This window comes from Rhodanobacter sp. A1T4 (assembly GCF_014207185.1).
Lineage (GTDB): Bacteria > Pseudomonadota > Gammaproteobacteria > Xanthomonadales > Rhodanobacteraceae > Rhodanobacter.
Genome location: NZ_JACHCP010000007.1, coordinates 79509 through 91433, shown reverse-complemented (window position 1 = coordinate 91433; position 11925 = coordinate 79509). Strand labels below are relative to the sequence as shown.

Here is an 11925-nt window from a genome sequence, read left to right as displayed (position 1 = left end):
TGATCGCTGGTCTTGTCAGGCGCTCATTCATCGATGTCGTCCGAGCGCTACATTGCCGACGTGTGACGGTAGTCGAATTTCTGCGGCCAGCGGTAAATGATCGGAGAACGCCTGTGGGAGTGTCCATGTCTTGTCCAGTTGGATCGCTGCCGAGGTGAGGATGTGATCCAGTGCCCGGCGTGGTTTCCAGCTGGGAAACGTGGGTGTCGACTGCGCCGGCGGCTGCAGGCTGCATTTGGAAAACAGGTAATGCATTTCCGCGCTGTGTGGCTCGGTATTCAGATCGCCCATCAGCACCGCATGCGGGAAATCCTGCAGCAGCTCAGCGATGAAGCCGAGCTGTTTTGCCCGCGCCGGTGCGCTCAGCGAGAGATGCGCCACCATCACGGCCAACGCGCTGTCACCTTCGCCGAATTGTGCCAACAGCGCACCGCGGCCGGGGATGCGGCTGGGCAGCGGATAGTCCAGCACCGAATTTGGTTCCATTCGGCTGATCAGGCCATTGGCCGAGTGTGCCAGTCGCGCCATCGGACGGTTTGGCTGATGGCTCCAGAACGGCATGCCGGACGTTTCGGCGAGGTAACGGGTCTGGTTGAGAAAGCCCGAACGCAGGCTGCCGGCGTCGGCTTCCTGCAGGCCAATCACGTCGAACTGCGGGAGCACTTCGGCGAGCCGGTCGAGGTTGTCCATCTTGTTACGCCCAGGCAGCACTGCGGTGAGGCTGCGCGTGACGTATTCGCTGTAGCGCTGGACGCTGGCGCCAGCCAGGATATTGCAGCTGAGCAGGCGCAGGCGGCGCTCGGCAGGTGCGGCTTGAGGATGGGCGGCGCGGTTCATCGCAACACACTACACGGGGAAGAGAGACAGGCGGTTAGCGCAAGCGAAACAGGCGCTCGAGTGAGTCGGTAGAGTCACCAGCTCACTTGAGCAGCATAGCGTGAGCCATGCGATGTGAACGCCGCGCCAGCCTCCCGACCCTCTTCGACGATTGAAGCGGCGAGATTTTACTTGCCGCTCAATTCGCGCTTGGCCAGCCACAGCGCTATGGCGGCCAGCTGTTCCTGATCCGTTGCGCCGGTTACACGGTACTTGCCGTCGATCACCAGGGTCGGCGTGCCGTCCACCTGCCATTTCTGGATCAGGGCCAGGTCGCCCTTCAATTTTGCCGTGACCTCGTCGGAGGTCGCGATCCGCATGAAGTCGGCACGATTGACGCCTTGGCGAGCGTAGAAGTCAGCCAGCTCATCCATGGAGTTGATCGGGTAATTCTGGCCAAACTTGTCTGCAAAGAGTTGCAGATGGGTGCGATCGACGATACCCAGTTGCTTGGCAGCGTAATAGGCTCGCGCAAAAGGCAGCCACTCGGCACTGAATGGCGCGGGCATCAGCTTGAACACCACGCCGGGCGGCAACTCCTTGCGCAGCTTTTCGGCAATCGGTGCGAAATGCGCGCAGTGGATGCAGCCGTAGGAAAACACCTCGACCACTTCCACCTTGCCCTCGGCGCTGTAGCGCTGAGCCGGGCCGGGCAAGGTCACGTACTCGCTGCCCTCGGTGTATGGCGCAGCCGTTGAGCTGGATTGCGCGCTGCAAGCGCTGGTCAGCAGCAGACCGCCAAGCAGGGTGAGCAGACGCAAACGGGCATATCGCTTCAGCATGAGGCTTCTCTTTGGGGATAGCTGTGAAAACTAATGTATCAGGCTGATTCGAACGTCAACATGGAAAAGGACTTACTTGCCGGCGGTTTCCTTGGATACCAGCCATTGCACCAGTTCAATCGTCTGTGGCAGGCCACCGGCGTCTTTTGGCGTCAGCCGGTATTTGCCGTTAACCACGATGGTCGGTGTGCTGTCTACGCCCAGAGCCTTGAGCTCATCATCCGCACGCTTCATTTGGGTATTGATGCTGAAAGAGTTGGCGACGCCAACGAACTGCTTTGGATCGACGCCGTACTTGGCGTAGAACTTGGCGACATCGTCGATAGTCGGCCATGCTTCATGCGGTTTCGGCTTGCCCGCCTGCAGGTCATAAGTAGACAGCTCGCCGGTTTTCCAGGAGGCGTCGAACATTGCATCGTAGGTTTTATCGGCCACGCCGAGCGCCTGCGCGGCATAGAACGCGCGCTGGAACAGCGGCCAGTTTTCGTCCGGACGGAACGAAGCTGGCAGGTAAACCACGACTGCATTCGACGGCAGGCTTTTGACCAGCTCATCCATGGTGGTGTGGAAAGAATTGCAGGCTGGGCAGGCGTATGAGAACACTTCGGTCACTTCGACCTTGCCGGGATGGCTGGTCGGCTGTGCAGGATCGATCAGGAAATAATTTTTGCCTTCGACCCACTTGCCGTCGTCCACGAACGGTGCAGCCGGCTTGGCCGGCCGGGCATCCGCGGTTGCAGGTGTCGATGCGCTGGCAGCGGGTGCGGCGCTGGCGGCAGCAGCTGGTGCGGTGCTTGCCGGCGCCGGAGTCGTGCTGGCAGTTGCCGTGGTGGCAGCCGTGCTCGATGCCGCCGGTGTAGAAGAGCTGGCGGCGCTGTTGTCGCTGTCGTGGCTGCAGGCGGCGAGCGCGAGCAGGGCGACACACAGGATCGGTAAACGCTTCAACATGGGAAACCTCGGAGCGGAGGGGGGGCGCGAAGCCGGGTGAGGCCGTGAACCAGATGGGGTGTGAGACCGTCGGCGCCGACGCGAGTTCAGCGCTGTTATCGATCAGGGCGTGGCGAGGGCTGGCGTCGGCTCGGCGCTGTGCAGGCCCTCGACATAGCTGGCCAGGGCGGCGATGTCGTTGGCGTCGAGCTTTTGTGCAATCGACGGCATGATCTGCGAATGCGTGTCGTCGCCCCATACGGTACCGTCGTGCCATGCCTTCAGCGTGGCCTGGATGTACTGCGCATGCTGAGCAGTGAGCTGCGGATACATCGCGCCCGGATTGCCGCGACCGTCAATGCTGTGGCAGGCCATGCAGGCGGGAATGCCGCGCGTCGGGTCACCCTCGCGGAACAGCGTCTGGCCATGATCGACCAGTGCCTGATCGGCGACGCCGGGTAGCGAGGTTTTGCTGGCAAAATAGGCACCGACGTTCTGCATGTCCTGCGGCGACAGCGGTGTGGCCATGCCCAGCATGATCGGATTCTGTCGCTTGCCGGCCTTGAAGCTGGCCAGTTGATGGGCAATGTAGGCCTCGCTCTGGCCGGCCAACTTGGGATACTGCGGATCGCTGGAGTTGCCGTCGATGCCATGACAGGCGCCGCAAACAGCGGCCTTGGCCTGGCCTGCGGTCGCATCACCGGGTTTGATCGCAACGGCCACGGCAGGCTCGGTTGCGCTGCTGGCGGTGGGAGGTGTCGTTGCTGCGGTCGACGCGGCTGCGCTGGATGCGACAGCTGGCTTTGCTGCCGTGCTGGCCGCCGCTGGTGCGGACGCCGCGGAAGCAGAAACCGCCGATTTTGGCGCGGTGGTCTGAGCCATCACCGCGCTGGCGGATAGCGCAAATGCAAGAGCGGTGGCGGACCCGAGAACAGCGTTCCGAAAACCGGCGGACCGAAAACTCATACACTTGACTCCCGAGAAACTTGCGAACACCGCCGTGACTTGCCGCCATTCGGCTTGCAATAGGCAGTAACCCAAGAATTATCCCTGTGCCACCGTCCCTTGGTCAAACCATTCCCATGTCTAATCCCCTGCAAGGCGCGCAGTTCGTGCTCGCCGCTCATCGCATCAGTCAATTGCCCGCCGATCAAGGCGCCGAAGTGGCGTTCGCCGGCCGCTCCAACGCCGGCAAATCCAGCGCGCTGAATGCGCTGACCAATCACAAGGGGCTGGCCCGCACGTCCAAGACGCCTGGCCGCACCCAGCAGATGGTGGCCTTCAGCCTGCCCCCACCGACGCAGGTCAAAGGCCAGCCGCCGCTGGATATCCGGCTGATCGATCTGCCCGGCTACGGCTACGCCAAGGTGCCGCTGGAGATGCGCGAGCACTGGAAACTGGAGATCGATGCGTATCTGCATCAACGTCAGAGCCTGCGCGGGCTGGTGCTGATCGTCGACATCCGTCATCCATTGAAAGAGTTTGACCGACAGATGCTGGAGTTTTGTCTGGCGACGCAACTGTCGTGCCATCTGTTGCTGACCAAGGCCGATAAGCTGTCGCGCAATCAGGCCACGCAGGCGCTGGCGACCTTGCGCAGGCAGTTCGTCACCGAAGGGCTGCACGCGACGGCGCAGATCTTTTCCTCGTCAGCCGGTACTGGGGTGGATGAGGCGCGCGAAGCGGTGATGGCGCTGCTGCGGCAGCCGCGGATTCTTGGCGAACGATCGCACTGAGGCAAAACGGGCGCGTCAGCGCAATTTGGTCAGCGCTGACGCGTCGCGAAGACTCAACGCAAGCGGATCAGTGCGGCAAGGTTTCCAGAAACGCTGCGCACAGCGCTTCCATACCCACACGATCTTCGTCATCGAAGCGGTTGATCATCGGGCTGTCGACGTCCCACACGCCGAGCAGCGTGCCGTCGGCTTTTACCAGCGGCACCACGATTTCCGACTGCGAAGCAGCATCGCAGGCGATATGCCCATCGAATGCGTGTACGTCACGCACCAGCTGCGTCTGTCGATGCCGCGCGGCCGTGCCGCAGACTCCGCGGCCGAGCGCGATGCGAATGCACGCCGGCTTGCCCTGAAACGGACCGACCACCAGTTCGTTGCCGTCGAACAGATAAAAACCGGCCCAGTTCACCTCGGGCAGGCTGTTGAAAATCAGTGCGCTGAAGTTGGCCGCGTTGGCGATCATGTCGGGCTCGCCCAGCATGAGCCCGCGGGCCTGATTGACCAGCTCGTCATAGTGTTCGCGCTTGCTGGCATAGTTTGTCGTGATGGACTCGAACATGATGGGTCTGCCGGCAAAGTACGTATTATGCCCCGTGCCATCTATTGGAGTAGGGCTTAATGAAGCTTGTCGAGCAACGTGAAGGCATCGAGGCGGGTCGACTCGGCATGTTTGCCAGCGGACGTTCGCCTTTATGCTGACCGGCCGCTTGTCGCATTTTTTCAAGCGGGGCTGCCAAGGCAGGGTGGCAACGTGAATCAGGCAGCTGTTTTCATTGCGGGTACCGATACCGGCATCGGCAAGACGCACGCTGCCTGCGCGCTGCTCCATGCGCTGCGTGCTGCGGGCTACAACACCTGCGGCATGAAGCCGGTGGCCAGCGGCTGCACGCCAACGCCGCAGGGGTTGTGCAACGACGACGCGCTGGCGCTGCAGGCAGCGAGCAGCTCTTTGTTGCCTTACGAATGGATCAATCCGATCGCCTTGAGCGAGCCACTGGCACCGCATTTGGCCGCTGCGCATGAGGGGGTCGAGATTTCGTTGGCGCCGTTGCGCCACGCATTCGATCAGCTGATTGGCAGCCATCAGCGCGTGGTGGTTGAAGGCGTCGGCGGCTGGCTGGTGCCGCTAGCGGTGGGCTTGTCGGCGGCGGATATAGCCAAGGAATGGAAGCTGCCGGTGATTCTCGTGGTTGGTCTGCGGCTAGGATGTATCAATCATGCGTTGCTCAGTGCACGGGTCATTGAAGCCGATGGCTGCCAGCTGCTGGGCTGGATCGGCAACGTGATCGATCCGGACATGCTGGCGCTGGACGAGAATCTGGCAACCCTGCGCGAGCTGATGCCTGCGCCGTGCCTCGGAGTGTTGCCGCACGGCGTGGTGCCAAAGCAGGCCGCCATATATCTGCAGACCGCCGTGGCTACCTTGGGTTGAGCTTCACATCGTGCGTGCTTCGATAGCGCATTGACCACTCAAATATGCACCTATTGCCGGAGGCACCATGGCCCGCAGTCATTACTACCTTTCCATTGCTGATCTGACCAAGGCGCGCGGTAGCGACCCACGCTTTTCCTACGAGGGCGCAGGCCCGGGCGACTTCGCCACTGCGATGCAGCAGGCGTTGCGGGATGCCTCCCTCTTCGAACGTTGGCGCGCGGCGCAGCCCGATCCCGATGCGGTCGACAGTAGCTTGGCCGCGACTGATCCGCAGGCGGAGGTGACGGCCAGGGTCAGTGACCTGCATATCGAGGTCGAGCTGCTCACGACCTTGCCGATGAGCGTTGTGCGGCAGCGGCTGAATCTGTTGATCGGCAGCGCTTGGCAACTGCGCGATATGCGTGCAGCCTGAGAACCAACGGATTCATGGTCAAGTCGCCCCAGTTGAACCGGTGGCAGGATCTCATCGGATGAATCGGTCATTCGATCCCTTGGTCCGTGTTGGTCCAGACTGCAATCCACTCGGTAGCCCGGTGCCCCTGACTTTCGGCCCTTGGAAGAATCGGGCGAGAATGGTTAGAGTCAGTGGCTGTTTATTGCTCACCCGTCCTTCGGACGCGTTATCTTGCACAATTCCTGGGGAACTCCGATGCTCCGTCTGCGTATGATCGTTATCGCCACATCCATCGCTCTGGGTGCCTGTTCGCAGCCGTCCGACGATACCGCCAAGCAGCCCGCCACCGCGGCAACGGTGGCGCACGCCAGCACCACGGTGCCTGCGCCTGCCGCCAGCACCAATAATCCGTTTTTTGCGGCAAGTACGCTGCCGTTCCAGGCGCCGCCGTTCGACAAGATCACCGAGGCGGATTACCAGCCGGCGATCGAGGAAGGCATGAAGCAGCATCTGGCGGAGATCGAGAAGATCGCCGACAACCCGGACGCGCCCACCTTCGACAATACCTACGTGGCGATGGAGAAATCCGGTGCCCTGTTGACTCGCGCGATGATGGCGTTCGAAGGCGTGGCCCAGGCCAACACCAGCGATACGCTGCAGAAGGTGGAGGAAGAGGAAGCACCAAAGCTGGCCGCCCATCGCGACGCTATTACGCTCAACAGCAAGCTGTTTGCGCGGGTCCAGGCGGTGTACGACCAGCGCGACACGCTCAAGCTCGATCCGGAATCGCTGCGCCTGGTCGAAGTGACCTACAAGAACTTCGTCCGTGGTGGCGCCAAGCTGTCCGACGCCGACAAAGCCAAGCTGAAGGACCTCAACAAGGAGGAGTCCACCCTCAGCACCCAGTTCAGCAACAAGCTGCTCGCCGCGACCAAGGCCGGTGCGCTGGTGGTGGACGACAAGGCCAAGCTTGACGGTTTGTCCGATGCCGATATCGCAGCAGCGGCCGGCGCCGCGAAAGAGCGCAAGGTCGATGGCAAGTGGGTTGTAGTGCTGCAGAACACCACTCAGCAGCCTGCGCTGCAGGACATCAACGATCGCGCCACGCGTGAGGCCTTGTTCAACGCTTCGTGGAATCGCGCTGAAAAAGGCGATGCCAACGACACTCGCGACATGATTGAGCGCATCGCGCAGATCCGCGCCGAGCAGGCCAAGTTGCTGGGCTACGCCAACTATGCCGCCTGGACACTGGACGACCAGATGGCCAAGACGCCGGATACCGCGATCAAGTTCATGCAGAACCTAGTGCCGGCTGCCACGGCCCGTGCCGAGCGCGAGTCGAAAGACATCCAGGCGGTGATCGACCAGCAGAAGGGCGGCTTCAAGGTCGCTGCATGGGACTGGGAGCATTACTCCGAACAGGTGCGTAAGGCCAAGTACGACCTCGACGAAGCGCAGATCAAGCCTTACTTCGAACTGGACAACGTGTTGCAGAACGGCGTGTTCTACGCCGCCAACCAGCTTTACGGCCTGACCTTCAAGGAGCGCAAGGACATTCCGGTGTACCAGCCTGACGTGCGCGTGTTCGAGGTGTTTGACAAGGACGGCACCTCGATGGCGCTGTTCTATTGCGACTACTTCAAGCGCGACAACAAGAACGGCGGCGCTTGGATGAGCAATTTTGTCAACGAGTCCACGCTGCTTGGCACCAAGCCGGTGATCTACAACGTGGCCAACTTCACCAAGCCGGCCGCGGGCCAGCCGGCGCTGCTGTCGTTCGATGACGTGGTCACCATGTTCCACGAGTTTGGCCACGGTCTGCACGGCATGTTCGCCAACACCAAGTACCCGTCGTTGTCCGGTGCCAACACCGCGCGTGACTTCGTCGAATTTCCGTCGCAGTTCAACGAGCACTGGGCGTCCGATCCGAAGGTGTTCGCCAATTACGCGAAGAACTACAAGACCGGCGAGCCGATGCCGCAGGCACTGGTCGACAAGATGAAGAAGGCCGGTACCTTCAACAAGGGCTATGACATGACCGAGCTGGTCTCGGCTGCGCTGCTCGATATGGGCTGGCATACGCTGGGTGCCGACGCACCGAAGCAGGACGCCGACAAGTTCGAGGCTGAAACGCTGAAGAACGACAAGATCGATCTGAGCTACGTGCCGCCGCGTTATCGTTCGAGCTACTTTGCGCATATCTGGGGTGGCGGCTACGCGGCCGGTTACTACGCCTATCTGTGGACCGAGATGCTGGCGGACGATGGCTTCGAGTGGTTCAAGGAGCACGGCGGTCTGACCCGCGAGAACGGTGATCGCTTCCGCGCGATGGTGCTCTCGCGCGGCAACACCGAAGACCTCGGCACGATGTACAAGGACTGGCGCGGTAAGGAGCCGAGCATCGAGCCGATGCTGATCGATCGTGGCCTGAAGGACGCACCGAAAAAGTAAGGCCGCGTCTCGACAAGCTGTACAAAAATGATCAGGCCCGCCACGTGCGGGCCTGATCATTTTTACTGAAAGCAACCGTTAGCTGCGGATGTCGTACGAAATTGCGAATCATCCGGCACAGCCGGTGTGCGCATGGAATAATCGGGCTTCATCGACTGGAGCCGCCGACGCGTGGACAGCTTTCAATTTCTGAAGACCGCGGTGGTGTTTTTGCTGGCGACGGTCATCGCCGTGCCATTGACCAAACGCTTCCGGCTCGGCTCTGTGCTGGGCTACATGATTGCCGGCATGGTGATTGGCCCGCAGCTGCTGGGGCTGATCAGCGATACCGAAGGCGTCGCATCGATCTCCGAGTTCGGCGTGGTGCTGATGCTGTTCGTGATCGGTCTGGAGCTGTCACCCCAGCGGCTGTGGGTGATGCGGCGCTCGGTGTTTGGTACTGGCTTGCTGCAGGTGTTGAGTGCGGCCATGGCGATCGGTGCGGTCGGCTATTTTCTGTTCGGCCTCAGCGGGCGGGCGGCGGCGATTGTCGGCGGTAGCCTGGCGCTGTCGTCTACCGCATTTGGTCTGCAGATACTGGCCGAGCGCAAGGAGGCCGGTTCGGCGTACGGGCGGCAGGCGTTCTCGATCCTGCTGTTCCAGGATCTGGCAGCGATCCCGCTGATTGCGGCAGTGCCGCTGCTTGCCACTACGTCGGCTTCGCACGGCGTCGATATTTATAGCGTGCTGCGCACGATTGGCGTGATTGTGGCCGTGGTCGTCGGTGGTCGCTATCTGCTGCGGCCAGTATTCCGATTTGTTGCGAAAGCCGATTCGGTGGAGGTCTCCACAGCTACTGCGCTATTGGTGGTGATGGGTACCGCGTTGATCATGGAACTGGCGCATGTATCGGCCACGCTGGGTGCATTCCTTGCCGGCGTGCTGTTGGCCGATTCGGAATACCGGCACGAGATGGAATCGCATATCGAGCCGTTCAAAGGGCTGCTGCTCGGTTTGTTTTTTATCAGCGTCGGTATGTCGATGGATATGTCGCTGCTGCTGGTGCAGCCGCTGCTGGTGGCGGAGCTGGTTATCGGCCTTTTGCTATTGAAAGGCCTTTTGCTGTGGCCGCTGGCGCGATTGCCAGGCGGGCTCAACCGCTCCGACAGTTTGCGCCTGATCATGTTGCTGGCCAGCGGCGGCGAGTTTGCGTTCGTGGTGCTGAAGCAGGCCGCCGAGAAGCAGCTGATCGGTGGCGGCCAGCGCGACGCACTGGTGCTGGCGATCACGTTGTCGATGGCCTTGACGCCGCTGCTGGTGGTACTCGCCGCGAGGGTGCTCAACGTCAAGCCGAAAAAGCCGACACGCGAGTACGACACGATCGATACCGATACACCGCGGGTGATCATCGCGGGCTTCGGCCGCATGGGACAGATTATCGGCCGCGTGCTGCGTGCGCAGGGCATTCCGTTCGTGGCGCTGGAGCATTCGGTGGAGCAGGTGGATGCCTCGCGTCGTTTCGGCAGCATCAACCTGTTCTTCGGTGACCCGACCCGACCGGAGCTGCTGCGAGCGGCACAGGCCGACAAGGCTGAAGTCTTCGTGCTTGCCACGGACGATCCGGAAACCAGCCTGCGCACGGCGAGGCTGGTGAAACGACAGTACCCTCATCTCAAAATCATCGCCCGGGCACGCAATCGTCAGCATGTGTTCCGCCTGATGGACATGGGCATCGACGAGCCGGTGCGCGAGACATTCCATTCCAGCCTCAAGATGACCCGCAAGACGCTGGAGGCACTGGGTCTCTCGCATGAGCTTGCCGTCGATCGGGTCGAGCGTTTCCGGCGCTACGACGAGGATGTGCTGAAGAAGCAGGCGTTGGTCTACGATGACGAGACCAAGCTGATCCAGAGCACGCGCGATGCCATGGCCGATTTGCAACAGCTGTTTGAAGCGGACGCCGAGCCGGGCGCCGAGCGCGAACGTCAGCGCGACAAGGACAAACCGCTCAGCGCCGAGGATTGAGTCGGCCCCAAAGACGCAGGCGCTTTCTGTTCGCCGGAGGAGCGTTGTTCGAAAGGAATTGCTCAGGGAGGGGCGTCATCATGTGACAAGCTCCCAAGGGGAATCCATGCGCATACCGTCAACCGCATACCTAGTCCGGCGTTGCTTGGAGTCATGCCCATGACTGCAAGAAATCCTTCGCGTCGCGAAGGGGCGACAAACGCCGCATCGATAACGTCGACAGCTGTCACCGCGGCCCCGATAACTCCCGTAGTCATTCGGCTTGGCCGTCTGGGCGATACGATCCTGTTGCAGCCGCTGCTGCGCAAACTGCAGCAGCGCTATGGCAAGCCCTGCCGTGTACTGGCCTTGGGCGACTGGCCGCAGGTGCTTTTTTCTGCGCAGCCAGAGGTGGACGGGTTTATTCCGCTGCGCAGCCAGTACGGCTCGCTGTTGTTCAGTCCGCCGCGGTGGCGCGTCGCTATGGCATTGCGGCGGCTGCGCCACTCACCTTTCTACATCTGCGAACCGGAGCCACGTGCAGGGACCAAGGTGCGTCCGATGCTGGCGCTGGCCGGCGTACCGGCGGAGAACTGCCAGTTTATCCAGCCGATGACGATGCTCCAGGACGAACACTGGATCGACTGGCTGCTGCGTTTTGGCGATCAAACGCCAGATGCTTTTCGCGTCAGTCATCCCTGGACTGCTTCAATCGCATCAACGGAAATAGCTCCTCAGCTGCAGGTAACCGAAGCCGAGCGCGACGATCGAGACGCCTGGCTGCGCGTGCAAGGTATGCTGGGTCGGCCGCTGGTGCTGTTGCAGCCGGCAAACAAACGCACGATACGCTGGAATGGCGTGCGGCATGCCGACGATGACGATAAATCCTGGCCGGCCGAACGCTGGGGCGCACTGGCCCGTGCCATCAGCTACCGCTTGCCGCAGGCCCAGATCCTCTTTTGCGGGTCGGCCGCCGAAGCCGGTTATATCGAATCGCTGCTCAGCGCGACCGAAACCGGTTCGTTGCGAATCGACACCGCCGTGCTTCCGCTAGGTCGGCTGAAAGCGCTGCTTGAAATCGCCCACAGCATGGTTTCGGTAGATACCGGTCCTGCCCACCTGGCCGCGGCCATGGGCTGCCCGCTCGTGGTGCTGTTTGGCGGGCGATTCCCATGCATGTGGGCGCCGCGCAGCGGACACGGTAGCGCGGTCACGGTGATTGGCGGAATGCCCGAGGTTCGCCGGATCGACGAAATCGATACCGTGCAGGTGATATCCGCCTGGCGCACCTTGCCGTCGCGCTGCGCCGCGGAGGTAACTCCAGATTTGTCCGCCGAGTGA

General features: G+C 61.6%; 12 protein-coding genes. 7 read left to right on the top strand and 5 right to left on the bottom strand.

Going from position 1 to position 11925, the window contains the following annotated elements; genetic code table 11:
- Positions 1–27: 27 nt before the first annotated feature.
- The 4 genes from HDE80_RS15330 to HDE80_RS15315 all read right to left on the bottom strand — a co-directional run bounded on the left by HDE80_RS15330 (position 28) and on the right by HDE80_RS15315 (position 3308).
- On the bottom strand, positions 28–837 hold the full coding sequence (locus HDE80_RS15330) for an endonuclease/exonuclease/phosphatase family protein (protein WP_184672325.1): 810 nt from the start codon (positions 835–837) through the stop codon (positions 28–30).
- A 167-nt stretch (positions 838–1004) separates the two neighbouring features.
- Positions 1005–1658 carry a thiol:disulfide interchange protein DsbA/DsbL gene (locus HDE80_RS15325; RefSeq protein ID WP_184672323.1) on the bottom strand — a complete coding sequence of 218 codons (654 nt, stop codon included), beginning with the start codon at positions 1656–1658 and terminating at the stop codon, positions 1005–1007.
- 72 nt (positions 1659–1730) lie between these two features.
- Positions 1731–2606, bottom strand: coding sequence for a thiol:disulfide interchange protein DsbA/DsbL (locus tag HDE80_RS15320; RefSeq protein ID WP_184672321.1), 876 nt, complete (start codon positions 2604–2606; stop codon positions 1731–1733).
- A 102-nt stretch (positions 2607–2708) separates the two neighbouring features.
- Positions 2709–3308 (bottom strand): c-type cytochrome, encoded by a 600-nt coding sequence (locus tag HDE80_RS15315; RefSeq protein WP_345776463.1) that lies wholly within the window; start codon positions 3306–3308, stop codon positions 2709–2711.
- Here HDE80_RS15315 and HDE80_RS22385 point away from each other — a divergent pair.
- A complete protein-coding gene (locus HDE80_RS22385; RefSeq protein ID WP_345776462.1) occupies positions 3292–3462 on the top strand; it encodes a hypothetical protein in 171 nt (56 codons plus the stop codon). The genes HDE80_RS15315 and HDE80_RS22385 overlap by 17 nt on opposite strands.
- Positions 3463–3667: 205 nt before the next feature.
- Positions 3668–4321: a ribosome biogenesis GTP-binding protein YihA/YsxC gene (gene yihA / locus HDE80_RS15310; RefSeq protein ID WP_184672317.1), complete on the top strand. Its 654-nt coding sequence runs from the start codon at positions 3668–3670 to the stop codon at positions 4319–4321.
- 67 nt (positions 4322–4388) lie between these two features.
- Here yihA and HDE80_RS15305 read toward each other — a convergent pair whose 3' ends face one another.
- The gene (locus HDE80_RS15305; RefSeq protein WP_184672315.1) at positions 4389–4880 is read right to left on the bottom strand and encodes a GAF domain-containing protein; all 492 of its coding nucleotides are present in this window, start codon (positions 4878–4880) and stop codon (positions 4389–4391) included.
- A gap of 192 nt (positions 4881–5072) precedes the next feature.
- Between HDE80_RS15305 and bioD the strand changes: the two genes are divergently transcribed.
- The 5 genes from bioD (at position 5073) to HDE80_RS15280 (ending at position 11925) form a co-directional block, all read left to right on the top strand.
- Positions 5073–5753 carry a dethiobiotin synthase gene (gene bioD / locus HDE80_RS15300; RefSeq protein ID WP_184672313.1) on the top strand — a complete coding sequence of 227 codons (681 nt, stop codon included), beginning with the start codon at positions 5073–5075 and terminating at the stop codon, positions 5751–5753.
- A gap of 67 nt (positions 5754–5820) precedes the next feature.
- Complete coding sequence (locus tag HDE80_RS15295) at positions 5821–6168, top strand: hypothetical protein (protein WP_184602673.1); 348 nt, start codon at positions 5821–5823, stop codon at positions 6166–6168.
- Between the two features lie 237 nt (positions 6169–6405).
- Positions 6406–8601 (top strand): peptidyl-dipeptidase Dcp, encoded by a 2196-nt coding sequence (gene dcp, locus HDE80_RS15290; RefSeq protein WP_184672311.1) that lies wholly within the window; start codon positions 6406–6408, stop codon positions 8599–8601.
- Positions 8602–8772: 171 nt separating this feature from the next.
- A complete protein-coding gene (locus tag HDE80_RS15285; RefSeq protein ID WP_184672309.1) occupies positions 8773–10605 on the top strand; it encodes a monovalent cation:proton antiporter-2 (CPA2) family protein in 1833 nt (610 codons plus the stop codon).
- Between the two features lie 159 nt (positions 10606–10764).
- Positions 10765–11925 (top strand): glycosyltransferase family 9 protein, encoded by a 1161-nt coding sequence (locus HDE80_RS15280; RefSeq protein ID WP_184672307.1) that lies wholly within the window; start codon positions 10765–10767, stop codon positions 11923–11925.